This is a genomic window from Klebsiella sp. M041, from assembly GCF_059759695.1.
On the sequence record NZ_JCAXWU010000005.1, the window covers coordinates 23,497 to 50,284 of the forward strand.

24 protein-coding genes are annotated in these 26,788 nt (G+C 61.7%); 14 read left to right on the plus strand and 10 right to left on the minus strand.

The window, feature by feature from the left end; genetic code table 11:
- Positions 1-53 precede the first annotated feature (53 nt).
- On the plus strand, positions 54-839 hold the full coding sequence (locus tag AC6CWS_RS07415) for an SDR family oxidoreductase (protein ID WP_023288765.1): 786 nt from the start codon (positions 54-56) through the stop codon (positions 837-839).
- A 52-nt stretch (positions 840-891) separates the two neighbouring features.
- Here AC6CWS_RS07415 and AC6CWS_RS07420 read toward each other — a convergent pair whose 3' ends face one another.
- On the minus strand, positions 892-1,497 hold the full coding sequence (locus tag AC6CWS_RS07420; RefSeq protein ID WP_032455047.1) for a glutathione S-transferase family protein: 606 nt from the start codon (positions 1,495-1,497) through the stop codon (positions 892-894).
- A 253-nt stretch (positions 1,498-1,750) separates the two neighbouring features.
- Here AC6CWS_RS07420 and AC6CWS_RS07425 point away from each other — a divergent pair, with 253 nt between their 5' ends.
- Positions 1,751-2,644 carry a LysR substrate-binding domain-containing protein gene (locus AC6CWS_RS07425; protein WP_065882569.1) on the plus strand — a complete coding sequence of 298 codons (894 nt, stop codon included), beginning with the start codon at positions 1,751-1,753 and terminating at the stop codon, positions 2,642-2,644.
- Here AC6CWS_RS07425 and AC6CWS_RS07430 read toward each other — a convergent pair.
- The gene (locus AC6CWS_RS07430) at positions 2,641-3,897 is read right to left on the minus strand and encodes a mechanosensitive ion channel family protein (RefSeq protein WP_023288762.1); all 1,257 of its coding nucleotides are present in this window, start codon (positions 3,895-3,897) and stop codon (positions 2,641-2,643) included. The genes AC6CWS_RS07425 and AC6CWS_RS07430 overlap by 4 nt on opposite strands.
- Positions 3,898-4,122: 225 nt before the next feature.
- Here AC6CWS_RS07430 and ivy point away from each other — a divergent pair, with 225 nt between their 5' ends.
- Positions 4,123-4,569 (plus strand): Ivy family C-type lysozyme inhibitor, encoded by a 447-nt coding sequence (ivy, locus tag AC6CWS_RS07435; RefSeq protein WP_023288761.1) that lies wholly within the window; start codon positions 4,123-4,125, stop codon positions 4,567-4,569.
- Between the two features lie 46 nt (positions 4,570-4,615).
- On the opposite strand, the gene betT is transcribed toward ivy, so the two are convergent.
- On the minus strand, positions 4,616-6,649 hold the full coding sequence (gene betT, locus AC6CWS_RS07440) for a choline BCCT transporter BetT (protein WP_023288760.1): 2,034 nt from the start codon (positions 6,647-6,649) through the stop codon (positions 4,616-4,618).
- Between the two features lie 128 nt (positions 6,650-6,777).
- Here betT and betI point away from each other — a divergent pair, with 128 nt between their 5' ends.
- From betI to betA, 3 genes are read left to right on the plus strand one after another with little or no spacing between them, the layout of a single operon-like run.
- Entirely contained in the window at positions 6,778-7,365 is a 588-nt protein-coding gene (betI, locus tag AC6CWS_RS07445) for a transcriptional regulator BetI (RefSeq protein WP_065882570.1), read from the plus strand.
- A 13-nt stretch (positions 7,366-7,378) separates the two neighbouring features.
- Complete coding sequence (gene betB, locus AC6CWS_RS07450; RefSeq protein ID WP_065882571.1) at positions 7,379-8,851, plus strand: betaine-aldehyde dehydrogenase; 1,473 nt, start codon at positions 7,379-7,381, stop codon at positions 8,849-8,851.
- Between the two features lie 13 nt (positions 8,852-8,864).
- Positions 8,865-10,529: a choline dehydrogenase gene (betA, locus tag AC6CWS_RS07455; protein WP_065882572.1), complete on the plus strand. Its 1,665-nt coding sequence runs from the start codon at positions 8,865-8,867 to the stop codon at positions 10,527-10,529.
- 140 nt (positions 10,530-10,669) lie between these two features.
- Here betA and AC6CWS_RS07460 read toward each other — a convergent pair whose 3' ends face one another.
- The gene (locus tag AC6CWS_RS07460; RefSeq protein ID WP_023288756.1) at positions 10,670-11,365 is read right to left on the minus strand and encodes a GNAT family N-acetyltransferase; all 696 of its coding nucleotides are present in this window, start codon (positions 11,363-11,365) and stop codon (positions 10,670-10,672) included.
- A gap of 205 nt (positions 11,366-11,570) precedes the next feature.
- Here AC6CWS_RS07460 and AC6CWS_RS07465 point away from each other — a divergent pair, with 205 nt between their 5' ends.
- The 5 genes from AC6CWS_RS07465 to AC6CWS_RS07485 all read left to right on the plus strand — a co-directional run bounded on the left by AC6CWS_RS07465 (position 11,571) and on the right by AC6CWS_RS07485 (position 16,635).
- Positions 11,571-13,139, plus strand: a complete 1,569-nt coding sequence (locus AC6CWS_RS07465; protein ID WP_065882574.1) for an ABC transporter substrate-binding protein — start codon at positions 11,571-11,573, stop codon at positions 13,137-13,139.
- 120 nt (positions 13,140-13,259) lie between these two features.
- Positions 13,260-14,282 (plus strand): ABC transporter permease, encoded by a 1,023-nt coding sequence (locus AC6CWS_RS07470; protein ID WP_065882575.1) that lies wholly within the window; start codon positions 13,260-13,262, stop codon positions 14,280-14,282.
- A complete protein-coding gene (locus AC6CWS_RS07475) occupies positions 14,282-15,115 on the plus strand; it encodes an ABC transporter permease (protein ID WP_065882576.1) in 834 nt (277 codons plus the stop codon). Before AC6CWS_RS07470 ends, AC6CWS_RS07475 begins: the two co-directional genes overlap by 1 nt.
- Positions 15,108-15,944, plus strand: a complete 837-nt coding sequence (locus tag AC6CWS_RS07480; protein WP_080901318.1) for an ABC transporter ATP-binding protein — start codon at positions 15,108-15,110, stop codon at positions 15,942-15,944. Before AC6CWS_RS07475 ends, AC6CWS_RS07480 begins: the two co-directional genes overlap by 8 nt.
- Positions 15,931-16,635, plus strand: a complete 705-nt coding sequence (locus tag AC6CWS_RS07485; RefSeq protein ID WP_032455040.1) for an ABC transporter ATP-binding protein — start codon at positions 15,931-15,933, stop codon at positions 16,633-16,635. The genes AC6CWS_RS07480 and AC6CWS_RS07485 overlap by 14 nt, the downstream gene beginning before the upstream one ends.
- Before the next feature lie 749 nt (positions 16,636-17,384).
- Here AC6CWS_RS07485 and AC6CWS_RS07490 read toward each other — a convergent pair.
- Positions 17,385-18,722, minus strand: a complete 1,338-nt coding sequence (locus tag AC6CWS_RS07490; RefSeq protein ID WP_032455038.1) for an aspartate aminotransferase family protein — start codon at positions 18,720-18,722, stop codon at positions 17,385-17,387.
- A 180-nt stretch (positions 18,723-18,902) separates the two neighbouring features.
- On the opposite strand from AC6CWS_RS07490, the gene AC6CWS_RS07495 reads away from it, so the two are divergent.
- Positions 18,903-19,667 carry an SDR family NAD(P)-dependent oxidoreductase gene (locus tag AC6CWS_RS07495; protein ID WP_023288749.1) on the plus strand — a complete coding sequence of 255 codons (765 nt, stop codon included), beginning with the start codon at positions 18,903-18,905 and terminating at the stop codon, positions 19,665-19,667.
- A gap of 53 nt (positions 19,668-19,720) precedes the next feature.
- Here AC6CWS_RS07495 and AC6CWS_RS07500 read toward each other — a convergent pair whose 3' ends face one another.
- From AC6CWS_RS07500 to AC6CWS_RS07515, 4 genes are read right to left on the minus strand one after another with little or no spacing between them, the layout of a single operon-like run.
- Complete coding sequence (locus AC6CWS_RS07500) at positions 19,721-20,482, minus strand: amino acid ABC transporter ATP-binding protein (RefSeq protein ID WP_498256397.1); 762 nt, start codon at positions 20,480-20,482, stop codon at positions 19,721-19,723.
- Complete coding sequence (locus AC6CWS_RS07505) at positions 20,475-21,140, minus strand: amino acid ABC transporter permease (protein ID WP_065882578.1); 666 nt, start codon at positions 21,138-21,140, stop codon at positions 20,475-20,477. The genes AC6CWS_RS07500 and AC6CWS_RS07505 overlap by 8 nt, the downstream gene beginning before the upstream one ends.
- A gap of 14 nt (positions 21,141-21,154) precedes the next feature.
- Positions 21,155-21,796: an amino acid ABC transporter permease gene (locus AC6CWS_RS07510; protein WP_002893187.1), complete on the minus strand. Its 642-nt coding sequence runs from the start codon at positions 21,794-21,796 to the stop codon at positions 21,155-21,157.
- 47 nt (positions 21,797-21,843) lie between these two features.
- Entirely contained in the window at positions 21,844-22,695 is an 852-nt protein-coding gene (locus tag AC6CWS_RS07515; RefSeq protein ID WP_022631237.1) for a transporter substrate-binding domain-containing protein, read from the minus strand.
- A gap of 240 nt (positions 22,696-22,935) precedes the next feature.
- Between AC6CWS_RS07515 and pdxR the strand changes: the two genes are divergently transcribed.
- Complete coding sequence (gene pdxR, locus AC6CWS_RS07520) at positions 22,936-24,399, plus strand: MocR-like pyridoxine biosynthesis transcription factor PdxR (protein ID WP_023288747.1); 1,464 nt, start codon at positions 22,936-22,938, stop codon at positions 24,397-24,399.
- Here the strand turns inward: pdxR and AC6CWS_RS07525 are convergent.
- Positions 24,396-25,730, minus strand: coding sequence for an aminotransferase-like domain-containing protein (locus AC6CWS_RS07525; RefSeq protein ID WP_065882579.1), 1,335 nt, complete (start codon positions 25,728-25,730; stop codon positions 24,396-24,398). The two genes, pdxR and AC6CWS_RS07525, sit on opposite strands and share 4 nt — an antisense overlap.
- A gap of 124 nt (positions 25,731-25,854) precedes the next feature.
- Between AC6CWS_RS07525 and AC6CWS_RS07530 the strand changes: the two genes are divergently transcribed.
- Positions 25,855-26,763 carry a DMT family transporter gene (locus AC6CWS_RS07530; RefSeq protein ID WP_065882597.1) on the plus strand — a complete coding sequence of 303 codons (909 nt, stop codon included), beginning with the start codon at positions 25,855-25,857 and terminating at the stop codon, positions 26,761-26,763.
- Positions 26,764-26,788: the final 25 nt, after the last annotated feature.

The window sequence follows — 26,788 nt, forward strand, 5'->3', positions numbered from 1 at the left end:
TCCGGGACGTCAGGCTCCCGACGTTCGACACTATATTGAAGAGAATAATCATTATGATCGGTAAAGACTTTGCACAACAGCTGTTTAGCCTGCAGGATCGCGTCGCCTTCGTTACCGGCGCCGGCAGCGGCATTGGCCAGACTATCGCCTGCAGTCTCGCCAGCGCCGGCGCGCGGGTGGTCTGTTTTGATCTTCGCGACGACGGCGGGCTGGCGGAAACGGTCAGTCATATTGAATCTATCGGCGGCCAGGCCTGCGCCTACACCGGCGACGTCCGCCAGCTGGCCGACCTGCGCGCCGCCGTCGCGCTGGCCAAAAGCCGCTTTGGCCGCCTCGACATCGCCGTCAACGCCGCCGGGATCGCCAACGCCAATCCGGCGCTGGCGATGGAGAGCGAGCAATGGCAGCGGGTGATCGATATCAATCTCACCGGGGTGTGGAATTCCTGCAAAGCGGAAGCGGAACTGATGCTGGAGTCCGGCGGCGGGTCGATTATCAACATCGCCTCGATGTCGGGGATTATCGTTAACCGCGGCCTCGACCAGGCGCATTACAACTGCTCCAAAGCCGGCGTGATCCATCTGTCGAAAAGCCTGGCGATGGAGTGGGTGGACAAAGGGATCCGCGTCAATTCCATCAGCCCGGGATATACCGCCACGCCGATGAATACCCGCCCGGAGATGGTGCACCAGACCCGCGAGTTTGAAAGCCAGACGCCGATGCAGCGGATGGCGAAGGTGGAAGAGATGGCCGGCCCGGCGCTGTTCCTCGCCAGCGACGCCGCCTCGTTCTGCACCGGCGTAGACCTGGTGGTCGACGGCGGGTTTGTCTGCTGGTGATCCTCTCCTGCTTCAGGGCGCCACGCTGCGGCGCCCCTCGCCTTCCCCGCCGTTAACTCAGCGGATACTGTTGAAACGCCGGCAGCGCCTCTCCTTTCTCCGCCAGCGCGCGGATATGCGGAAACGCCGTTGCCGGCACCACCGTCGGGATCATCAACTGGATAAAGGACCAGACCACCGTGCTGGTGACCAACACCTGGTCCGGCTGCGCGGCGGCAACGCGGTCTGCCAGCCGGGCGTCCCATTCCCGACAGGCGGCGAGCAGTTGACCGGTCACCCGGGCTATCCACGGCTGATGCTGCTTCTCCTCCGGCCGCAGACGGTGCTCATAAACATGCTGGACCGCTTTTTCACTGGCGGCGAGGATCACCCCCAGCAGGTGCAGGTCGCGGGCCAGCGCCTCGGGATGCGCGGGAAGCAGCCGGCGTCCGGCGGGATGGGTCGTTTCGAAATAGTGGAGGATCAGCGTGGAATCCATCAGCTGTGTCCCGTCATCGAGAACCACCGTCGGCGCCTTGACCACCGGATTAATACGGGAGAATTCATCAAAGCCGCTAAAGACCGACAGCGGCAGGCTCTCGAATTCCACGCCATAGAGCGCCAGAGAAACAGCCACGCGTCTTACATAAGGTGAATCCATCATACCAATGAGTTTCATCGTCACTCCTGCCTGCGATAAAGGGGTTGCTGGCTTACCTTACTGGAAAACCCGCCCCGCGAATATCAGGGGATGCTTACCGCAAAGGTTAGAAAAACTAACAAAATGGCGCCACGGGATAGTCCGCCTGTCTCCCCTGTGTTATACCGACTGAGAGCGCCTGAAGCCCGTCCACTGTCTGCTCGCGGCGGCTTTAAAACCCGCTAACCCGGTAGTAACGTTAACGTATCGACTCACTGACTGAGAGATCACCATGGCAGATTTTCCCCCTGTCGCCAGCCTGCGCAGCTTTGAGGCGGTGGCGCGCCTCGGCAGCGTGACGCAGGCCGCCCACGAGATGAGCGTGACCCATTCGGCGGTCAGCCAGCATATCAAACAGCTGGAAGCCCTGGTCGGCGTCACACTGTTTGTCCGCCACGGCCGCGGGGTGCGCATCACGGAAGAGGGGCGGCTCTATGCCCTGCAAATCCGCGAGGCGTTACAGCACATCGCCGACGCCACGCGGATGGTGCAGATCAAACCCCGCACGATGGAACTGACCCTGGCGACGCTCCCCTCCTTTGGCTGCCACTGGCTGCTGCCGCGGCTGGCGCGCTTTCAGGCGCGGCATCCGCAGATCGCGGTGCGCCTGCTGACCAGCCTGGCGGTGGTCAACCTGCAGCAGGAAGGTATCGATCTGGCCATTCGCATGGGGCAAGGCGACTGGGAGGGGATGGACAGCCGACATCTGTTTGCCGATGAACAGCTGGTGGTGGCCGCGCCGCACTATCGCGGCGGCGACCTGCCGACCACCCCGCAGGCGATCGCCGCCAGCGATATCGTTTTTTCCATGGAGTCCTGGAACGCCTGGTGCAGCCAGGCGGGGCTGGAAAAGACCATCGTCCCTGCGGGCCTGCGCCTGAACGACTCCAACCTGGTGCTGGAGGCGGTTCGCCTGGGAGCGGGCGTGGCGCTGGAGCGGCGCTCGCTGGTGGCGGGGGCGATAGCCCGCGGCGAGCTGGTGCAGCTCACCGCCGTCACCGTCCCCTACCCCTGGCACTACTGGCTGACCGTCTCCCCGCAGGCGGAGAACCGCCCGGAAGTCGCCCGGTTCATCGCCTGGCTGGAGGAGGAGATCGCCCTCTGGCGCCAGCAGCTCAGCGCTTAGCCTTCCGCCGACGGCGGCAGGCCCGCCCGGGCGGCGTGCTCCTGGGAGAGACGCCAGAAATCGTGCCCGGCGGGATACTGATAGAGGCGCAGGGAGAACTGCCCGGCCACCGCGGTAATGTACTCAAATATCGCCGACTGGGTGTTTTCGTAGTCTTTCCACAGCGTTGAGGAGGTAAAGCAGTAAATCTCCAGCGGGATGCCCGACGGCGACGGTTTCAGCGTTCTCGCCACAATGTACATCTCCTTAATAATATCTGGTCGCTCGGCGAGATAGTGCATCAGATAGTGGCGAAACAGGGTCAGGTTGGTCAGCCCGTTATCGACAAACCAGCGGTCGGCCACGCCGCCGGGATCCCGACCGTCAAGCAGCGTGGTCAGAGGCTCGCTTACCCCGCGGATAGTCAGCATCGAGGAGAGCATCTCCTGGTTGAGAAAACGCACTGAGTGCTGATCGATGGCGATACTGCGCATGATCCGCCGCGCCCCGGAGGAGAACATCGCCTGCCAGTTGGTATAGGTCTCGGTGAGGAAATTCTTGGTGGGAATACGGGAAATAGTATTGTCCCAGTTACGGATGGTAATGGTGTGCAGCGCGATATCCGTCACCTCACCGCTGAGGTTCTTGTCAGGCATTTCAATCCAGTCCCCCAGCTGGAGCACGTCGTTGGACGACAGCTGAACGTTCGCCACCAGCGACAGCAGGGTATGCTGGAAGACGATCATCAGCACCGCCGCCACCGCCCCGAGACTGGAGATAATAATGATCGGCGATTTGTTCGACATCACGGCGAGGATCATAATCGCCGCCAGGATGTGGACTAAGATTTTGCCTATCTGGATATAGCCCTTAATGGAATGATTTTTACGTTTGGTTTTTCGCAGATAAGAGCTGTTGACAATATCCAGCATCTCGTTGAAAAACACCGACATAAAAATAAAAAACAAGATCCCGCAGATGGTATTAATCGCCGTCACCAGCGATGCCGGCATCGCCGGCATAAACTGCAGAACGTAATAGACGATAATAACCGGAATGAAATTGGACAGCTTTTCGGCGATGCGTCGATCCTTCTCCAACGGCACGTCCTGTTTATGGCTACCAAAGAAGACCTTACGCACCACTTTAATCAGCAAGAACTTGCATAAAAGGTGGGCAAATATGCCAGAGAGCAGCAGCAGAATAAGGTTAAATCCCACCGCCAGCGCCGGATTACTCTCAATAAACGTCAGTAGATGATTCACATACGCCATGCTTTATCGCCTGAATAACTATGCCATTTCGCTAACTGCTTTATCACAAGGGCATATATTGGAAAATTTTAATCAATCCGCATCATGGCATATCGCTTAGCGTAACGTCCATGCGCGCACCGCTGCTAATCATTCACGGGATTTATGTCATAGTTTGCATTAATCATTATCTACGCTCACTATAAAGAGGCTTGTTATGAGGACGGAATAAGTCCAGGAGGAAACATGTTTAAAACGCTTACCGCTATTATCGCCTTAGCCGCCTCCGCCAGCGTCATGGCGCAAGGCGACGTCACGCTGAACAGTCTGGCTCACGATACCGCCACCCGGGCGTCGTTTAACCAGATGGTCAAAGGCCATCAGCTGCCCGCCTGGGTGACCACCGGCGGCACCGGGTCGCCGGCGCAGACGGTGAAGCTGGGTAGCGAATCCTGGCAGGTGCTAAGCGCCTGCAAACCCCACGACTGCGGCCATGAGCGTATCGCGGTGATCTGGTCGGAAAAAACCAAACAGATGTCAGGCGTTTACTCGGTGGTCGATGAAAAAACCGACCAGGAGAAGCTGACCTGGCTTAACGTCAGCGACGCCCTGTCCATTGATGGCAAAACCGTGCTGTTTGCCGCCCTCAGCGGCAGCCTCGACAACCATCCGGACGCTTTTAACTACCAGTAACGGCCCGTCGCCCCCGTCAGTCTTTCCCCGACGGGGGCTCCCCTGACTAGCCATCCGGGAACATCACGCTGTTCCCCGGCGCTTCCCTGTGCAGATGGATAAAGTTCAGGTGCCGCTCGTACTGGTCGAGAATATCGGTGATCACCTGCTCTTTGCTGTAGTCCATCAGGTCGTTACCCTGGCTGCCCTCCAGCAGGAAGGTCTCCAGCCGGTAATAGGTGGATTTCCCGCTGCGCGCCCGATAGGTAAAGCCCGGCACCGAGTACTGCTGCGGCCAGATCTTATAGATAAAGTTCTGCTCGTCGCCCATGTGCACCAGCAGATCGAGGTGACCAAGGTTCTCGCCCTCTTCCGGCGGCAGGCTCTTCAGTTCCACCGCGGCGCCGCGCAGCCGTAGTTCCTGGGCAACCTCCTCCATCGCCGGGAAGCACACCGTCTCCATCATCTGTTTGGTATAGCGCGTGCCCGGGTAATTCATCAGCCGCGACAGGCGCTTCTTCCAGCTCAGCCGATCCTGCAGGCCGAGCGGGCGCGGGGCAGTGTCGCGGCTGGCGCTGACCCGGCGGTAATCTTCCACCTTCAGGGACTTATACAGTCCGGCCATCACGAAGAAAATCACAAAGCTGAACGGCAGCCCCATGATCACCGTGGTGTTCTGCAGCGCCGAGATGCCGTTGGTCATCAGCATCCCGAGGGTCAACAGACCGATAGCCACCGACCAGAAGATGCGCAGCCAGTTCGGGGAGTCGCTGTTGATGTCCTTCAGCTTCGAGGTAAAGTTTCCCAGCACCAGCGCGCCGGAGTCGGCAGAGGTGACGTAGAACAGCAGACCGGTAATGGTCGCCACCGACGCGCTAAAGGTAAACGCCGGATACTGCGCCAGCAGGCTGTAGAAGCCGCGCTCCGGGTGGAGCATCGCCTCCCCGGCAAAGGCCGCGTCGCCGTGGATGATCTCATACAGCGCGCTGTTGCCGAACACCGACAGCCACAGCAGGGTAAAGGTGAACGGAATAATCAGGGTGCCCATCACAAACTGGCGGATGGTGCGCCCGCGCGAAATGCGCGCCAGGAACAGGCCAACGAACGGCGACCAGGCCACCCACCACGCCCAGAAAAAGAGCGTCCAGTTGTTCATCCACTCCACCGGGCGGTCGAAGGCGAAGCTGTTCAGCGTCATGCCCATAAAGCGGTTGACGTAGTCGCCGACGTTCAGCACTAACGCATTGAGCAGGAAGGAGGTATCGCCCATGAACAGCACGAACAGGATCAGCCCCAGCGCGAGCGCGACGTTCAGCTCGGAGAGCACGCGGATGCCCTTGTCCACCCCGGAGGTGACCGAGATGGTGGCGATGATCACCGACAGCGCTATCAGGGCCGCCTTCGCCGCCAGCGAGTCAGGAATATCGAACAGCACGCTCAGACCGTAGTTGAGCTGCACCACGCCAATGCCGAGGGTGGTGGCGATGCCGAAGATGGTGCCGATCACCGCCGCGATATCGACGCTGTGGCCGATGGGGCCATTAATCTTTTTCCCGAAGATAGGATAGAGCGCCGAGCGGATGGTGAGCGGCAAATTATAACGATAGCTAAAGTATCCCAGCGCCATGCCCATCAGGGCATACATCGACCAGCCGGTGAGTCCGTAGTGGAATAGCGTCCACACCATCGCCTGGCGCGCCGCTTCGATGGTCTGCCCCGCCCCTTCCGGCGGCTGCATATATTGCGTCACCGGTTCGGCGACCGAGAAGAACATCAGGTCGATGCCGATCCCGGCGGCGAACAGCATCGCCGCCCAGCTTAGCAGGCTGAACTCGGGCTTAGACTGCTCCGGCCCGAGCTTCACCGAGCCGAAGCGCGAACAGGCAATGCAGACGACGAAGACGATATACAGCGTCGCCGCCAGCAGATAGTACCAGCCGAAGGTTTTCGACACCCAGTCCAGGGTGCGCCCAATCCACTCGGCAGAAAAATCGCGAAAAAAGATCGTCATCAGGGAAAACAACAAAATCAGTCCGGCCGAGGTATAAAAAACCACCGGATTGATTTTGTCCTTTTCTCTGTTTTGCGAAAGATCTGTCATCCAGTATCCCCACTGTTTTTGTAACTATTAAAATTCAATAACGTAACAATTAAGACACATTTTATATTGAACGTCCAATCAAAAACCGCTTTAATAGTTAACCAACGCTGATGAATGGAGTGGCAAAAATGCCCAAACTGGGGATGCAGCCAATCCGGCGCAGGCAACTGATCGACGCCACGCTGGACGCAATAAATGAAGTCGGAATGCACGACGCGACCATCGCGCAGATCGCCCGGCGAGCGGGCGTATCGACGGGGATCATCAGTCACTATTTCAAAGACAAAAATGGTCTGCTGGAAGCGACCATGCGCGACATCACCAGCCAGCTGCGCGACGCGGTGCTTAACCGTCTGCACGCCCTGCCGGACGGCAGCGCCGGAGAGCGTCTGCAGGCGATAGTCGGCGGCAACTTTGATGAGACGCAGATCAGCAGCGCGGCGATGAAGGCCTGGCTGGCCTTCTGGGCCAGCAGCATGCACCAGCCGATGCTCTACCGCCTGCAGCAGGTGAGCAGCCGCCGCCTGCTGTCAAACCTGGTGTACGAGTTCCGCCGCGAGCTGCCGCGCGGGCAGGCCCAGGAGGCCGGCTACGGGCTGGCGGCGCTGATAGACGGCCTGTGGCTGCGGGCGGCGCTCAGCGGCAAACCGCTGGATAAGACGCTGGCGCAGTCGCTGACCAGCCACTTTATTCGTCAGCATTTACCGAACCCATAACCGAGGAGGCGTTATGTCCCGAATGGCAGAACAGCAGCTTTATATTAATGGTGGTTATACATCGGCCACCAGCGGTCGCACCTTCGAGACCATCAACCCTGCCACTGGCGAGGTGCTGGCGACCGTTCAGGCTGCCGGACGCGAGGATGTCGATCGCGCCGTTGAGAGCGCGCGGCGCGGGCAAAAAATCTGGGCGGCGATGACCGCCATGGAACGCTCGCGCATCCTGCGTCGCGCCGTCGATATCCTGCGCGAGCGCAACGACGAGCTGGCAAAGCTGGAAACCCTCGACACCGGTAAAGCGTTTTCCGAAACCTCAACCGTGGACATCGTCACCGGCGCCGACGTGCTGGAGTATTACGCGGGGCTGATCCCGGCGCTGGAAGGCAGTCAGATCCCCCTGCGCGAGACGTCGTTCGTCTACACCCGCCGCGAACCGCTGGGTGTGGTGGCCGGGATCGGCGCGTGGAACTATCCGATCCAGATCGCCCTGTGGAAATCGGCGCCAGCGCTGGCCGCCGGCAATGCAATGATTTTCAAACCGAGCGAAGTCACCCCGCTCACCGCCCTCAGGCTGGCGGAAATTTACAGCGAAGCGGGCCTGCCGGACGGGGTGTTTAACGTCCTGCCGGGCGTGGGTGCGGAGACCGGCCAGTACCTGACTGAACATCCGGGCATCGCTAAAGTCTCCTTTACCGGCGGCGTCACCAGCGGCAAAAAGGTGATGGCCAACTCCGCAGCCTCATCGCTGAAGGAGGTCACCATGGAGCTAGGCGGTAAATCGCCGCTGATTATTTTCGACGATGCGGATCTCGATCTCGCGGCCGACATCGCCATGATGGCCAACTTCTTCAGCTCCGGCCAGGTGTGCACCAACGGCACCCGCGTGTTCGTCCCCGCGAAGGTTAAGGCGGCGTTTGAGCAGAAAATCGTTGAGCGCGTGGGCCGCATCCGCGCGGGCGATCTGTTCGATGAAACCACCAACTTTGGCCCGCTGGTCAGCTTCCCGCACCGTGACAATGTGCTGCGCTACATCGCCAAAGGCAAAGCAGAAGGCGCTCGCCTGCTGTGCGGCGGCGACGTGCTGAAGGGCGAAGGCTTTGACAACGGCGCATGGGTGGCCCCGACGGTGTTTACCGACTGCAGCGATGAGATGACCATCGTGCGCGAGGAGATCTTCGGCCCGGTGATGTCCATCCTTACCTACGAGTCCGAAGAAGAAGCGATCCGCCGCGCCAACGATACCGACTACGGTCTGGCGGCGGGTATCGTCACTGCCGACCTGAACCGCGCCCACGGCGCCATTCATCAGCTGGAAGCCGGCATCTGCTGGATCAACAGCTGGGGGGAATCCCCGGCGGAGATGCCGGTCGGCGGCTATAAGCACTCCGGTATTGGCCGCGAGAACGGCGTGATGACCCTGCAGAGTTACACCCAGGTGAAGTCCATCCAGGTTGAGATGGGTAAATTCCAGTCCATATTTTAACCGGGAGGTTTTTTTGCAATTTGACTACATCATTATTGGCGCCGGCTCCGCCGGCAACGTTCTGGCGACACGACTGACTGAAGATCCAACCACCACCGTCCTGCTGCTGGAGGCCGGCGGCCCGGACTACCGGTTCGACTTCCGCACCCAGATGCCCGCCGCGCTGGCTTACCCGCTGCAGGGCAAACGCTACAACTGGGCCTACGAGACCGAACCGGAGCCCTATATGAACCACCGCCGCATGGAGTGCGGGCGTGGTAAAGGGCTCGGCGGCTCCTCGCTGATTAACGGCATGTGCTACATTCGCGGCAACGCTCTGGACCTCGATAACTGGGCCGCCGCCCCGGGACTGGAACACTGGAGCTATCTCGACTGCCTGCCCTACTACCGGAAAGCGGAAACCCGCGATATCGGGCCCAACGACTATCACGGCGGCGATGGCCCGGTGAGCGTCACCACGCCGAAGCCGGGCAATAATCCGCTCTTCGAGGCGATGGTTGAAGCCGGGGTGCAGGCGGGGTATCCGCGCACCGACGATCTCAACGGCTACCAACAGGAAGGCTTTGGTCCGATGGACCGCACCGTGACGCCGCAGGGCCGTCGCGCCAGCACCGCCCGCGGCTATCTCGACCAGGCGCGCGGTCGCCCCAACCTGACCATCCGCACCCATGCGCTGACCGATCACATTATTTTTGCCGGCAAGCGCGCGGTGGGCGTCGAGTGGCTGGAGGGGGAAAGCACTATCCCGTCAAAAGCGACGGCCAACAAAGAGGTGCTGCTGTGCGCCGGGGCGATTGCCTCGCCGCAGATCCTGCAGCGCTCCGGCGTCGGCAACCCCGAGCTGCTCAGGCAGTTCGATATCCCGGTGGTCCACGATCTCCCCGGCGTGGGTGAGAATCTGCAGGACCATCTGGAGATGTACCTGCAGTACGAGTGCAAAGAGCCGGTGTCGCTCTACCCGGCGCTGCAGTGGTGGAACCAGCCGAAGATCGGCGCCGAGTGGCTGTTCGGCGGCACCGGGATCGGCGCCAGCAACCAGTTTGAAGCGGGCGGTTTTATCCGCAGCCGCGCCGAGTTCGCCTGGCCGAACATTCAGTACCATTTCCTGCCGGTGGCGATTAACTACAATGGCTCCAACGCGGTGAAAGAGCACGGCTTCCAGTGCCACGTCGGCTCGATGCGCTCCCCCAGCCGCGGCCACGTGCGTCTGAAGTCGCGCGACCCGCACGCCCATCCGGCGATCCTGTTTAACTATATGTCCCATGAGCAGGACTGGCAGGAGTTCCGCGACGCCATTCGCATCACCCGGGAGATCATGAACCAGCCGGCGCTGGACAAGTATCGCGGCCGCGAAATCAGCCCGGGTATTGACTGCCAGAGCGATGCCGAGCTGGATGAGTTTGTGCGCAACCACGCCGAGACCGCCTTCCACCCGTGCGGGACCTGTAAGATGGGTTACGACGAGATGGCGGTGGTCGACGGCGAAGGCCGGGTCCACGGTCTGGAAGGAGTGCGGGTGGTCGATGCGTCAATTATGCCGCAGATCATCACCGGCAACCTGAACGCCACCACCATTATGATCGGCGAGAAGATGGCTGACGCCATTCGCGGCCGCCAGCCGCTGCCGCGCAGCACCGCGGCGTATTATGTCGCTGGCGACGCGCCGGTTCGCCGCTAATCGTTTAGGCCGGATGGCGGCTATGCCTTGCCCGGCCTACGATCCGGGCGGCCAGCGGTTAATGTAGCCACTTACGCTACCGGTATCGGCGGCGTCAAAATCGCAGAGGCGTTCCCGGAAGGTCGGGACAGCCTCTGATGTTAGCGAAACGCCTCCAGGCGTTTGATCTGCTGCCCGTCGGCAGCAAAGTTCTCCGCCGCCAGCCACGCCCGCAGCGCCGCATCGCGCGCAGGCCACTCGCCATCGATGATGGACAGCATATCGCTGTCGCGCGTCCGCCCTTTGCGCACCAGCCTCTGCCGCAGGCGCCCTTCCCAGCTAAAGCCCAGCCGCTCGGCGGCCCTGCGCGAGGCGACATTCATCGAATCGCATTTCCACTCCAGTCGACGGTAGCCATGATCAAAGCCGTTCTTCAGCAACAGCCAGACCGCTTCGGTACCCAGCGGGGTGTTTTTCATCCGTCGCGACCAGGTGACATGGCCGATCTCAACCGTGCCCATTTCCCGTTCGATCGCCATATAGCTGACGATACCCACCGCCTGCTCGCTACGCAGGTCAATCACCGCGTAGGGCACCAGAGCATCATCATTCACCTTGCCCGCGATCCAGTGGGCGGTCGCCGCCACGCTCTCCGGCCGCGTAGACGCCAGCCACGTCCAGTCGCTGTTGTCGCCGAGCGCATAGGCGGCAAACAGATCCGCCGCATGACGGTCAACGTCCAGCGGCTCCAGTTGACAAAAACGGCCATTTAACGCCGTTCGCCGCAGGACTCGCGCCCCCTGCCAGCCAGGGACAAGATCGTTCACCTGCTGGCCAAACTCATTGATTTCCGGCACACCCACCTCCTCGCAATAGACAATGCGTTATAGCAAGAAGCCAGCAGCCGAGAAAGGCGCTTCTGCACGCCTGGCAATAACCTGTCGTTCTTGATTATGCGTTTTTAGCATAAGGATATCCTTATTTTGACTTTACGCCTTTTGGCAAGCGGCCTAACGTAGCGAAGCATAAAAAATTAAAATAACCATTTTTCAGGGATTGCATATGACCAAGAAACTGTTGCCTTTACTGGTACTGACGGCGCTCTCCGCCGCCGTGCATGCCGCCACGCCGCCCAACACGCTGGTGGTCGCCCAGGGTCTCGACGATATCGTCAGCCTCGACCCGGCGGAAGCGAACGAACTCTCCAGCATTCAGACGGTGCCCAGCCTCTACCAGCGCCTGGTACAGCCGGACCGCAACAACCCTGAAAAAATCGTGCCGATCCTCGCCGAAAGCTGGCAGGCCGACCCGGCGACGAAAACCCTGACCATCAAACTGAAGCCGGATGCCAAATTCGCCTCCGGTAATCCGCTGCGCCCGGAAGATGTGATTTTCTCTTACACCCGCGCGGTGACGCTGAATAAATCGCCGGCGTTTATTCTCAACGTGCTCGGCTGGCAGCCGGACAACATCGCCAGCCAGCTGAAAAAGGTTGACGACCATACCCTGACGCTGCACTGGACTGCCGACGTCAGCCCGGCGGTGGCGCTGAATATTCTCTCCACTCCCATCGCCTCTATCGTTGATGAAAAACAGGTGGCGCCGAACGCGAAAAATAACGACTTCGGCAACGACTGGCTGAAGATGCACTCGGCGGGCAGCGGGGCCTATAAAATGCGCGTCTACCAGCCGCATCAGGCCATCGTGCTGGAGGCCAACGCCAGCTCCCCCACCGGCGCGCCGAAGATCAAGAGCATCATTATTAAAAACGTCCCCGACCCGGCTTCCCGCCGCCTGCTGATCCAGCAGGGGGATGCCGACGTGGCCCGCGATCTCGGCGCTGACCAGATTGCCGCCCTGCAGGATAAACCCGGCGTGAAGGTGCTGAGCATCCCGTCCGCCGAACAGAACTATCTGGTGTTTAATACCGCCAACAGCGCCAACCCGCTGCTCAATAATCCGGCCTTCTGGGAGGCGGCGCGCTGGCTGGTCGATTATGAGGGCATCACCAAAAATCTGCTGAAAGGCCAGTACTTTATTCACCAAAGCTTCCTGCCGGCCGGCCTGCCGGGGGCGCTGGAGACCAATCCATTCGCCTTCGACCCGCAAAAAGCTAAGGCTATCCTTGATAAAGCGGGCATTAAGGATGCGCACTTCACCCTCGACGTGGAGAACAAACCGCCGTTTATCACCATCGCCCAGTCGCTGCAGGCCAGCTTTGCCCAGGGCGGGGTGAAGGTGGATCTCCTGCCGGCCGCCGGCAGCCAGGTCTATGCCCGGGTGCGCGCGAAGCAGCATCAGGCGGCGATCCGCCTGTGGATCCCCGACTACTTTGATGCCCATTCCAACGCCAGCGCCTTCGCGTGGAACGATGGTAAATCCAGCACCGTGGCCGGGCTCAACGGCTGGCAGATCCCTGAGCTGAATAAAGCCACCCTCGCCGCGGTGGCGGAGCCGGACCCGGCGAAACGCCTCGACCTGTACAAAACGATGCAGGAAACCCTGCTGCAGCATTCGCCATACGTCTTTATTGACCAGGGGAAAACCCAGATCGTGGTGCGCGATAACGTGAAGGGCTATCAGCAGGGGCTGAACGCCGACATGGTCTGGTACGATAACGTGACCAAGTAAGCGGGTTATGTTACCGGGCACGGCGGTCTCGCCCTGCCCGGATGACCGTTTTTCCACCCGGACCCGGTGGGCGTCGCGCCGCCGGGAACCATGTTGATATACCAGGAATTTCCATTTTCCATGCCATCGTTTTCCACTCATCTTACCCGCCTGCTGCAGGGGCTGTTGACGCTGCTGCTGACGCTGTTCGGGCTGCTGCTGGTCACCTTCTCGCTCTCCGCGCTGTCGCCGGTCGACCGCGTACTGCAGATCGTCGGCGACCATGCCAGCCAGTCGACCTATGATCAGGTTCGCCATCAGCTGGGCCTCGACCAGCCGCTGCCGGTGCAGTTCTGGCACTATCTGGTCAACCTGGCCCATGGCGATCTCGGTATCGCCAGCGCCACCGGCCAGCCGGTGCTCCACGATCTGCTGGCGGTCTTCCCGGCGACCCTTGAGCTGGCGACCCTGGCGCTGATCGTCGGCGCGATACTGGGCATCGTCGCCGGGGTGCTGTGCGCCCGTTACGCCGGTTCGCCGTGGGATCTGGCGGTGCGCACCTTTACCCTGTTGGGCAACTCGGTGCCGATATTCTGGCTCGGCCTGCTGATGCTGGCCCTGTTCTACGCCCGGCTGCAGTGGGCGCCGGGCCCGGGTCGTCTCGACGATATTTATCAGTACACCGTCGAGCCGCGCAGCGGTTTTGCGCTGATCGACACCTGGCTCTCCGGCGATACAGCGGCTTTCAAAAATGCTATCGGCCATCTGCTGCTGCCGGGGCTGGTTCTGGCCTATTACTCGCTGGCGAGCATCACCCGTCTGACCCGCTCCGCCTGTCTCAGTGAAATGAACAAAGAGTACATTCTGCTGGCGCGGGCCAAAGGGGCCGGTGAGATGACGATTCTGCTGCGCCACGTCCTGCCCAATATCCGCGGCACCCTGCTGACGGTGACCGCCCTCGCCTGGACCTCAATGCTCGAAGGGGCGGTGCTCACCGAAACCGTCTTCTCATGGCCGGGGATCGGTCGCTACCTCACCACCGCGCTGTTCGCCGGGGATACCACGGCGATCATGGGCGGCACGCTGCTGATCGGCGTGAGTTTTGTGCTGATCAATAACCTGACCGACCTGCTGGTGCGGTTAACCGACCCGAGGGTGCGCTGATGCCGACTTATCTGTTTTTGCGCCGTCTGCGCCGCTCACCCGCCGCCTTCAGCGGCCTGACCCTGGTGATCCTGCTGGTGTTGACCGCGCTGTTCGCTCCGTGGCTGGCGCCGCACGATCCTAACTGGCAGGATGCCGCCGCCCGCCTGCAGGGCCCGGGCGCGGGGCACTGGCTCGGCACCGACAGCTACGGCCGCGATCTGCTGTCGCGCCTGCTCTACGGCGCCCGTCCGGCGCTGGGTCTGGTCGCGCTGGTGACCGCCATTACCCTGCCCGTCGGTCTGCTGGTGGGTATTCTCTCCGGCTACTATGGCGGGTGGCTGGAGCGGATACTGATGCGCTTTACCGACGTGGTGATGTCGATGCCGCGGCTGATCCTCGCCTTCGCGTTCGTGGCGATGCTCGGCCCGGGGCTGGTCAACGGCGCGCTGGCGTTAGCCCTGACTACCTGGCCGGCCTACGCCCGTCAGGCGCGCAGCGAAATTCAGCGCCTGCGCCATAGCGACTATCTCGCCGCGGCGGAGATGCTGGGCATCCGCGGCCGGCGGCTGCTGGTCGGCCATATTCTGCCGCTGTGTCTGCCGTCGGCGATTGTCCGGCTGGCGCTCGATCTGGCTGGCATTATCCTCGCCGCCGCCGGGCTCGGCTTTCTCGGCCTGGGCGCCCGCCCGCCGATGGCGGAGTGGGGAGCGATGATTGCCGACGGGATGCAGGTGATTTTCGATCAGTGGTGGATCGCCGCCATCCCCGGCGCGGCGATCCTGCTCGCCAGCCTGGCGTTTAACCTGCTGGGCGATGGCCTGCGCGATATTCTGGAGCCGCAACATGACTGACATCCGACTGACCGTCCAGGGACTCGCCGTCGACTACCCCACAGCCCGGGTGGTGGACAACGTCAGCTTCACCCTCGGCAACGAGCGGCTGGCGCTGGTGGGGGAATCCGGCTCCGGCAAATCGATGACCGCCCGGGCGCTGATGGGCCTGGTGCGCAAGCCCGGGGTGGTGAGCGCCGAACGGCTGGAGGTGCTGGGGCGCGATGTGCTGACCCTCAGCGCCCGCGGCTGGCGCGAACTGCGCGGCAACGATATCGCCATGGTGCTGCAGGATCCGCGCTATGCGCTGAATCCGGTGCAGTCCATTCAGACGCAGCTGGAGGAGGCGTTAACCCTGCATCAGCGTCTCAGCCGCCGCGCTCGCGCCGAGGCGGTCAAAGACGCCATCGCCGCCGTCGGTCTGGATCTCGCGGTCCTCAGCCGCTATCCCGGCGAGCTCTCCGGCGGGATGGGGCAGCGGGTGATGATCGCCCTCGCGCTGCTCAATAACCCGAGGGTGCTGATAGCCGACGAGCCGACCTCGGCCCTTGACGCCCGCCTGCGCAACCAGATCCTCGAGCTGCTGGTGGAGCAGTGCGCGCAGCGGCAGATGGCCATGTTACTGATCAGCCACGATCTACCGCTGGTGGCCGCGCATTGCGATCGCGTGCTGGTGATGTACCAGGGGAGACAGGTCGATGAGATGCCGGCGCGGGCGCTGCCGACCGCGACGCACCCTTATACCCGCACCCTGTGGACCTGCCGGCCAAATGCGCAAACCTACGGTCAGATGCTGCCGACCCTCGACAGAACCCAGGACTTTACGGAGACGACCCATGGCGATCGTTAATCTTAAGGATCTACAGGTAACATTCGGCGCGAAGACGGCGGTTTCCGCCGCCAGTTTCCGTGTCGACGCCGGGGAAACCTTCAGCCTGATCGGCGCCTCGGGCTGCGGCAAATCGACGATTTTGCGCGTGCTCGCCGGATTACAGCGCGAATGGCGCGGCAGCGTGGCGCTGCTGGGCCAGGCCATCGCGCCGGGCGCCCGCTTTCAGGGCGAGCTGCGACGCAATGTGCAGATGGTATTTCAGGATCCGTATGCTTCGCTGCATCCCAACCACACCCTGTGGCGCACCCTGGCGGAGCCGCTGCAGATCCACGGCATCCGCGACGTTGCCCCGCGGGTGACCACCGCCCTTGAGCAGGTGGGTCTGGCCGCCGACGCCGCACGCCGCTATCCGCACCAGCTCTCCGGCGGTCAACGGCAGCGCGTGGCCATTGCCCGTGCCCTGCTGCTGCGTCCGCAGATCCTGCTGCTGGATGAGCCGACCTCGGCGCTGGATATGTCGGTGCAGGCGGAAATCCTCAATTTGCTTAATCGCCTGAAACAGGAGCACGGCATGACCTATCTGCTGGTCAGCCACGATGCCGACGTCATCGCCCATATGTCCGATCGGGCGGCGTTTATGGCGGAGGGTGTGATCCAGCGCTTTTTCGATCGCGAAGCGCTGCTCAACGGGGAACACCGGATGAAGTGAGGTCAGCGGAGGAGCCGTCGTTTTGTCGGTGGCGCTTCGCTTACCCGACCTGGAGGGTTCGTGCGACCTGTCGTTGATTCACCCACTTGTGCGACTGAAACTGCCGGTGCTGACGGCCTCAAAATCGCTGAGACGTTCCCGGAAGGCCGGGGCCTGCAGGGATAAGTCGAAGGGACCGCGCAGCGGCGATTTTGCTGGCCGGAGCCCGGGGGCACAGGGGGCGGCGGCGACTGGCCGCCCCCTGTGCGCTCCCTGCGCCATAAGGGACATAACGCAGAAGACTAACCGGGAGCGCAATCTGCCCGGAATTAACATAGAAGTTGTAGCCCTGCCAGGCGCAGTGCGAACAAGGACATTTCCGGTTGTGCCGTTATTTTGCCGGGTGGCGGCTGCGCCTTACCCGGCCTACGTTCTTACGACCTGTCGTTAATTTATTCACCATTGTTGCTGAAACTGCCGGTGCTGGCGGCCTCAAAATCGCTGAGACGTTCCCGGCAGGCCGGGGGTACAGGGGGCGGCGGCGACTGGCCGCCCCCTGTGTGCTCCCTGCGCCGTAAGAGACATAACGCAGAAAATTAACCGGGAGCGCAATCTGCCCGGAATTGACATAACGCAGACGATTAGCCGGGAGCGCAAACTACGCTGAAGCCACAGATAACATAAAAAACCACACGGCAGCGCTTCCCCTCCCCCTGGCCCTCTCCCGGAGGGAGAGGGAACCGTCCGGCGGTCGCTTCCGCTACCCTCCCCTACTTCGCCAGGCTGGCAAAGCGGGCGAAGACCGCATCAAAAATCCCCAGCCCCTGCGCCACCTGCTCAGCAGTAATGGTGCACGGCGGTACCACATGAATGCGGTTCTCCACCACAAAGGCCAGCAGCCCGGCTTCGGTCAGGGCCCCTTTGATCGCGGCCATGTCGGCGGCGGTCAACGGCGTTTTTTGTTCACGGCTGCTCACCAGCTCCAGTGCCTGGAACAGGCCGCGACCGCGCACCTCGCCGATAATGGCGTGCTTCTCCGCCAGCGCCTCGAGACCGGGGCGCAGCACCTCGTTGCCGATATAGGCCGCGTTCTCAACCACCTTCTCCTCTTTCATCGCGTCGATGGTGGCGACAATCGCCGCCATCGCCAGCGGATGGCCGGAGTAGGTCAGCCCCCCGGCAAAGAAGTGATCGTCAAAATAGCGGGCAATCGGCTCGCTAATCAGCACCCCGCCCGCCGGCACGTAGCCGGCGTTAACCCCCTTGGCAAAGGTCACCAGATCCGGCACCACGCCATCCTGTTCGAAGGCGAACCAGCTGCCGGTACGACCAAAGCCGGCCATCACCTCATCGAGGATCAGCACGATGCCAAACTCGTCGGCCAGCGCGCGCACGCCCTGCATATAGCCTGCCGGCGGCACGAGGATCCCGGCGGTGCCGGGGATAGACTCCAGCAGGATCGCCGCGATAGCCGTCGGCCCCTCGCATTCAATGATCCGCCGCAGATGGGCCAGCGCGCGCTGGCACTCCTCCTCCTCGGTTGCGGCGTTGAACTCGCTGCGGTAAAGGTAAGGATTGAAGAAGTGCACATGGCCGCGGGAAAACTCATTCGGCACCCGGCGCCAGTCGCCGGTGGCGGCGATCGCGCTGCCGGTGTTGCCATGGTAGGAGCGATAGGCCGACAGCACCTTGTCGCGTCCGGTATACAGCCGCGCCATGCGAATCGCGTTCTCATTGGCATCCGCCCCGGCGTTGGTGAAAAACACCTTGCTGAAGCCCGCCGGCGCCAGGTCGACGATGCGCTTCGCCGCTTCGCCGCGGGCAAGGTTGGCGGTAGCGGGCGCGATGGTGACCAGGGTCTCCAGCTGCGCCTTCATGGCCGCCAGTACCCGGGGGTGCTGATAGCCAATGTTGACGTTCACCAGCTGGCTGCTGAAGTCGAGCCAGGTGTTCCCCTCATAATCCCATAGCTCGCAGCCTTGCGCCCCGGCGATGACCAGCGGGTTGAGATTGCCCTGCATCGACCATGAATGAAACACATAGGCGCGATCCAACTGCCGAACTTCGTCATTGCTTACCGCGACCTCGTTGTGAATTGCCAGCTTCATACCCTGCCCTCTCTCATGTCGTAGTGGTTGACTTCATCATTGGCCGCGGCCGCGCAAATCGGATAGAGCCAGTGTGCGCAAAACGATGTGACACGGTGTCACATTCCCGCCCGTCGTCTGGCCCTGTGCCTTGCCGTCCGGCGTTTTTATAGTGAAGGGACAACCGCACAGGAGAATGAGATGGCAACGAGCAACGTAGTGTTTATCACCGGGGCGACCTCGGGTTTTGGCGAAGCGGCAGCGCAGGTGTTTGCCGATGCGGGCTGGTCGCTGGTGTTGAGCGGGCGCCGCTATCCGCGACTGAAGGCCTTGCAGGACAGACTCGCCGCCCAGGTGCCGGTGCATATTATTGAGCTTGACGTTCGCGACAGCGAGGCGGTGGCTGCGGCGGTGGCGTCGCTGCCCGCCGATTTCGCCGATATCACCACCCTGATCAACAACGCCGGGCTGGCGCTGTCGCCGCTGCCGGCGCAGGAGGTGGCGCTGGAGGACTGGAAAACGATGATCGACACCAACGTCACCGGTCTGGTGACGATGACCCACGCCCTGCTGCCGACGCTGATCCGCCATGGCGCCGGGGCGAGCATTATCAATATCGGCTCGATCGCCGGGCAATGGCCCTATCCCGGCAGCCATGTCTATGGCGCCAGCAAGGCCTTTGTAAAACAGTTCAGCTATAACCTGCGCTGCGATCTGCTTGGCACCGGCGTGCGGGTCACCGATCTGGCGCCGGGGATTGCCGAGACCGAATTTACCCTGGTGCGCACCAAGGGCGACCAGGCGGCATCGGATAAGCTCTATCGCGGCACCACGCCGCTGAGCGCGCGCGATATCGCCGAGCAGATGTTTTATATCGCCACGCTGCCGGCGCATATGAACATTAACCGGGTGGAGGTGATGCCGGTGCGCCAGGCGTGGCAGCCGTTCGCCATCGACCGGGATTAAGCGAAACCCGACGCTCCCCCTGCCGGCGCTGCCGGCAGGGGGCACAGACCGGTCTAGCGGCTGCTTTGCAGAAACTTCCTGACGCGTTCGGAGTCAGGTTGCGTGAAAAACTTCTCCGGCGGCGCCTTCTCAATCAGCAGTCCCTTCTCCAGAAACACCACCTCATTGGACACCTGGCGGGCAAAATCCATCTCGTGGGTCACCACCACCATGGTGTAGCCCTCGGCGGCAAGGGCTTTCATCACCCCTAACACCTCGTTCACCAGCTCCGGATCCAGCGCCGAGGTCGGTTCGTCAAAGAGGATAACTTCCGGCGACATCGCCAGCGAACGGGCGATCGCCACCCGCTGCTTCTGCCCGCCGGAGAGAGTGATCGGGTAGACATTGGCTTTGTGCGCCATGCCGACTTTCTCCAGCTGCTGCATGGCCATGGCCTGCGCCTCGTCTCGTTTCATGCCCTTAACGCGCAGCAGCGCCTCGCTGACGTTCTGCTGCACGGTCAGGTGCGGCCACAGGTTAAAACTCTGAAACACCATCCCCACCCGCTCGCGAATTTTCGCCAGCTGGCGGTGCGACATCGCCCGGCCGCGCTGTTCATCAATCCCCAGCCGCTGACCGCCGATATGAATTTCGCCGCGGTCCGGCTGTTCCAGCCAGTTCATACAGCGCAGCAGGGTGGATTTTCCCGACCCGGACGAGCCGAGAATACTCACCACGGTCCCCTTCTCCACCGTCAGGTTAATATCCCGCAGGACTTCCACATTATCGAACTGCTTGGAGACGTTTTTGACGCTTACGGCAATAGACTCAGGCATGGCTCATTCCTCTTTTGGTTCCCCAGGCGGTCAGGCGCTTAATCAGCAGCTCCAGCAGAATGCTGATCGCCCAGTAAAGCCCAATGGCGACGATAAAGGCGTTAAACGGAATAAAATAGGTCGCCTGGACGCTGTTGGCGGCGGCGGTGATCTCCTGAACGGTAATAATGCTCAGGAAAGCGGTGTCCTTCAGGCAGATAATCAGCTGATTGCCGATCAGCGGTAAGGCGGAAGAGACGATATTGGGTAAAATAATCCGCCGAAAAATGGCATAGCGAGAAAAGCCCTGAGCAATGGCGGCTTCAATATACCCGCCGGAAAATACCCGCCGCTGGCTGCGCAATATTTCAAAGAAATAGGCGCCATGATAAATAATCAGGGCCAGTAAACCGGCGGTCCACGGCTCCATGCTAATACCGAGCTGCGGCAGTCCGTAATACAGCAGATAGGCGAGGATCAAAAAAGGGATCGCGCGCATCAGGCTGACGAAACCAATGATAACCCGGTTAAGGACTTTCTTTTGATATTCGCTAAAATAACACAGCGCAATACCGATAATAAGGGCCGCCAGGGCGGCGGTAATAAACAGTTCGAGGGTCGCGAATAACCCGGCAATAAAGCTATCGCGTACCGACCAGATAACGCCCCACTGATTCATAATACCTCCCGTTGCTAGCGCGCCAGGCGCCTGGCTTTCCGTTCCGCAATCCCCTGCAGCTTCAATAAACAGCCGATGATCGCCACATACAGCAGGCCGGCGGCGAGGATCGGCGACAGCGGCTCGTAGGTGACCGAGGAGATACGGTTGGTCACCCGGGTGAGATCCACCACGCCGATCACGGCGATCGCCGGGCTACCTTTGATCAAAAACGACATCTCATTGACCAGCGCCGGCAGGCTCTCGATCCACATCTGCGGCAGCATGATGTAGCGGAAGTAGGTCCAGCGGCGCATTCCCACCGATTCCGCCGCCTCCCGCTGTTCGCGCGGAAAGGTGCGGAAGGCGTTGCGCCAGATCTCAGCGTTAAACGCCGAGGTGTTAAGCGTCAGCGCCACGATGGCGGCCACGTTCTTGTCGAGGTTAATGCCCATCGTGGGCAGGGAAAGGAACAGAAACAGCACCAGCGTCACCAGCGGCGTCGCACGGGCCAGGCTGATATAGACCACCAACAACTGGTCGATAACCGGCAGGCGCAGCATCCGCACCAGGGCGATCAGCAGCCCCGCCACCACCCCGAAGGCGATAGCGATGGCCGAAATCCAGAGGGTCGTCCATGCGCCTTCGATTAATAACTGCCAGGAAATTGCATCCATGAGGCCCTCCTTCTCAGCAACAGGCGGCGGTCGCCCGCCGCGGAACATTACAGACCGGCAAGCTTATGAAACTGTTCCGGGCTGGTGATCGCCTCGGTGGGCAGGTTGTCATAGGTTTCGCCAAACCACTTTTTCTGCAGCTCGGCGAGCTTGCCGGTCTCCTTCATGTGGTTCATAAACTTGGTCATATAGGCCAGCAGCTGCGGCGAGTTTTTCGGGATCGGCCACGCCATATAGCCCGGTCCGGAGACGGCCAGCCCTTTGGCGAAGACCTTCGGTTTGGCTTTCGCCAGGTCGTTTACCGAGATCACCACGTTAATCACGTAATCCAGCCGCTTATTCGCCAGGTCGGCGTAGGCTTCCGGATAGGAGGGGTACTCCACCACCGGCCCCAGCTTGCCGCCGGTCTTCTCCAGCATCGCCTTCAGCTCCGGCAAACGCGCCAGCAGCGCGCTGCCCGCCTGCACGCCCACTTTTTTGCCGCTGAGATCGGCAATGGTGTTTAGCGAGGTATCGCCAGCGCGTTTGACGAAATAGTGCTGCGCGGAGGCCCACGGCGGGGTGAAATCAAAGACCTTCAGCCGCTCATCGGTAATAACCGCCCCGGTCAAGGCCATATCGTATTGTCCGGTGGAGACGGCCGCTAATAATCCGGTCCACGGTAATATGCTCTGGTCGACATGAAATTTGGCGTATTTACGTAACTCCTCAAGCATATCTTTGTTAAAGCCATCGGCCTGACCATTATTCATAAAGTTAAATGGCGCATAATCATCTTCCGTCGCCACTTTCAGGGTGCCGGATTTTTCTATTTCCGGCAGATCGGCCGCGACGGCGTGATAAGAAAAAGCAACCGTTAATACAGCGCTCAGACACATTGATGCCAATGATTTTTTCATTATTTCACCCCTGATGGATGGGCCAGACGGGTTCATTCCAGAACGCGAAAAGGTTTATGCAAAATAGAGGCCGGGAGGTTCCGGTCCGCGGCGGCTGAATGCGTTTTTAATGTGGGAGCGTTTTGCAATTCCGTATAGAGCCAGATGGGCCGCATCGCTGTGTCAGATGGCGGAAGGGTGGTATGGAATTTGCTGAGCTTATGGGGTGGTCGCGATGCGTTATTGCCAGAGGAGCCCCGTATGATCCGTCACCTGTTACACGTTGATTTTGAGCCTGGCCGCGGTTTGCAGGAGCAGGTGCGAGAGACGCTGGTGAATGCCATTCTCAGCGGGATCTTCGCCGCCGACACCCCGCTGCCCTCCTGCCGCCAGCTGGCCAGCCAGCTGCGCGTCTCGCGCAATACCACCGCCCTGGTGTTCGAAAGCCTGGTCAACGAGGGCTATCTGATAAGCCGCCCGCGAAGCGGTTACTACCTGCATCCCGACTATCACGACGCTTCGCCTCCCGCGGTCGAGAGTGCACCGCAGCGCGAAGCGGCTGCACCACGCTGGGGCGACCGGCTGCAGATGACCCCCAGCCAGCAGGAGTCGATCCTCAAACCGGCGGGCTGGATGCACTACCGCTACCCGTTTATCTACGGCCAGCCCGATACCCGGCAGTTCCCGCTGGCTACCTGGCGCTCGGCGGCCAACTGGCTGCACGGCGGGGTGCGCGATCCGGCGTGGGTGGTCGACCATATTGACCAGGATGTGCCGATGCTCATCGAGCAGATCCGCACCCGGGTGCTGCCCAAGCGCGGCATTGTCGCCGCCCCGGACGAAATTCTCATCACCCTGGGCTCGCAAAACGCCCTCTACCTGCTGACACGGCTGCTGCTCTCTTCCACCACCCGCATTGGCGTCGAAAACCCCTGCTTTCGCGAAGCCATCAACACCTTTCTGCTCGCCGACGCCGAGGTAGCGCCGCACCCGGTGGATGAAGAGGGGATCGTGCTTAATGAGCGTCCCTGCGATTACTACTATGTCACCCCCGGCCACCAGGTGCCCACCGGCGTGGCGATGAGCAGCGCGCGCCGCCGCCAGCTGCTGGAGCATGCCGCCCGCCATGACGCGGTGATCATTGAAGATGATTATGACTCGGAGAGTAACTTTACCCAAAACCCGCTGCCGGCGCTGAAGGCCAGCGATCGCAGCGGCCGGGTGGTGTATGTCAGCAGCCTGTCAAAGGCGCTGTCGCCGGGGCTGCGGCTGGGGTTTATGGTCGCCGACCCGGACCTGATCGACGAGGCGCGCGCCCTGCGCCGGCTGGTCTATCGCCATCCGCCGACCAACATTCAGTACCAGATGGCCCACTTCCTCGCCCAGGGCCATTATGAAACCCATCTGCGGCGCTACCACTACGACTCCGCCCAGCGCTGGGAGCGCCTGCACGCCGCCCTGCAGCGCTACCTGCCGTCGTGCCGCGCGCTGGCGGGGAGCGAACACGCTAACGCCTTCTGGCTGCAGACCCCGGCGCAGATCAACACCCAGCAGCTTACCTGGCGCGCCGCCCACGCCGGCGTGCTGATTGAGCCCGGGGCGCGCCATTTTCTCAACGCCGCGCCGCCGGATAACTACTTTCGCATGGGATTCCACGCCATTAACCCCGACGCCATCGCCCGGGGGGTGGAAGTCCTGCGCGGCCAGCTGGAGCAGATGGGTTAGCGGGATTGCTCATACTCGACGGCGTCACGCACGTTGAGCAGCGCCGGGCGCAGGCTGTCGAAAGGCACCGAACCGAGCGCGATGCGCAGCGCCTGTGGGATCGTGGCGGAGACGCAGAACGGCTCGGCGGTCGACACCGAAATACGGCGTTCCATCAGCGCATTCGCCAGCCGGTCGGCCCGGCTCTCTTCGCCCAGCGGCAGCCAGACGAAGTACGAATCGGGATGACTCACAACGGGAAGGCCGCAGAGCACCTCGCGGGCCACCTGCTGCCGCTGTCGCGCATCCTGTCGTTTCTGCGTTTCAAAGCGGGCCACCGTGCCATCTTCAATCCAGGCGCAGATCAGCGAACTTATCAGCGTCGGCGTATTCCACGTCGTGGCCCGGATGGCGCGCTCAATCTCCGGCCGATAGCGCGGCGGAGAAATCACCACCCCCACGCGCAGTCCGGTGGCGATATTTTTCGAAAATCCGGTGACATACACCGTTCTTTCCGGCGCATAGCTGACCACCGGCGGCGGCGGACGGCTCACCAGCCGGGCGTAGGCGGCATCTTCGATAATCAGCAGATCGTGCTGGCGCGCGAGGTCGGCCAGCGCCTGCCGCTGCCCGGCGTTGAGCACCCAGCCCAGCGGATTGTGCAGCGTCGGCATGGTATACACCGCCCGCACCCGCCGCTGTTGGCACAGCGTGTGAAGCGCCTGCAGGTCAGGCCCCTCGGCCCGACAGGGGATCGCCGCCAGCTCCAGATGATAGAGCGCCGCCAGCACCTTGAAGCCCGAATAGGTCAGCGCATCCACCGCCACCACATCCCCCGGACGTAACAGCCCCATAACGGTCACCGCCAGCCCGTGCTGCGCGCCGTTGACGATCAGGACATTTTCCGCGTCCGGCGCAAAGTGCCGGCAGGTCAAATGGCGGGCGATGATTTCCCGCTCGGCGAGCCGCCCGGCGTGAGGCTGATAGCGCAGATGCGAGTCAATATCGCCCGCCATCGCCAGCTGCCTGAGCGCCTCGCGCAGCGCATCGCCCTGCGCCGGCAGCGAAGGGTAGTTGAAGTTAAGATCCACGACGTCGGCGGCCACCGCCTGCTGGTCGACCCCATGCCCCGGCGGCAGCGAGAGGTCCCGCACGAAGGTGCCGCGCCCGGTTTCGCCACTGACCAGCCCCATCTCCTCCAGTTCACGGTAGACGCGCGTGGCGGTGGCCAGCGAGAGGCGTTCCTCGGCGGCCAGGGTACGGTGCGTCGGCAGACGGCTGCCGGCGGGCAGCTGCCCGCTGCGGATCGCCTGCGCGTATCGGTCGACAACGGCTTTGTATCGGGCTTTCATCGTGAAATGTATCTATGACAATAATTTGATTGTATCAGATTGGCCACATTACCATCGCCGCTGACGATGCTCAAGCGGGCGCAGCCCAATCAGATAACGCGAGGTTAACGTGGTAGATTCAACACTGGATAAATCGGCGCCCGGCCCCTGGTCCGGATGGCTTCATGGTTTACTGGGGGTGATCATTTTTAGCGGTTCGCTGCCCGCGACGCGGCTGGCGGTGCAGGATATGGATCCGTTGTTATTGACCTTTCTGCGCGCCTCCATCGCCGGGCTGCTTGCCGTCGCCCTGCTGGTCGGCTTTCGTCAGAAACGCCCGCGCCTGGCGCAGCTTGTGCCCCTGATCATCGTCTCATCCGGGGTGGTGATCGGCTTTCCCCTGCTCACGGCGCTGGCCCTGCAGCGCATCACCTCGGCGCATTCGATTGTGTTTATTGGCCTGCTGCCGCTGATGACCGCCCTCTTCGGCGTACTGCGCGGCGGCGAACGTCCGCGGCGGGCTTTCTGGATCTTTTCGCTGCTGGGCAGCCTGCTGGTGATGGGATTCGCCCTGACGCAAAGTGCGGCGGCGTCGCTCAGCGGCGATCTGCTGATGCTGGCGGCGGTGATCGCCTGCGGCCTCGGCTATGCGGAAGGGGCAAAGCTGACCCGGGAGCTCGGCGGCTGGCAGGTGATTTGCTGGGCGCTGCTCATTGCCCTGCCGTTGATGCTCCCCGCCTCGCTGATGGTTCAGCCCGCCTCCTGGCGCACCATATCGACCTCCTCCTGGGCCGCGCTGGGCTATGTGTCGCTCTTCAGCATGCTGATTGGTTTTATCTTCTGGTACAAAGGGCTTGCCGCGGGCGGGATCGCCGCCGTCGGCCAGCTCCAGCTATTGCAGCCGTTCTTTGGGCTTGGCCTGTCGGCGGCGCTGTTGCACGAAACCGTCAGCCCCTTGATGCTGGCGGTCACCCTCGGGGTGGTGCTGTGCGTGGTGGGCTCGCGCAAATTTGGCCGCCAGCGGGTTGGCGCAGGGAGCGGGAGCCGCGCCTGACCTGACGCGTCGCCCCGCCGGGGAG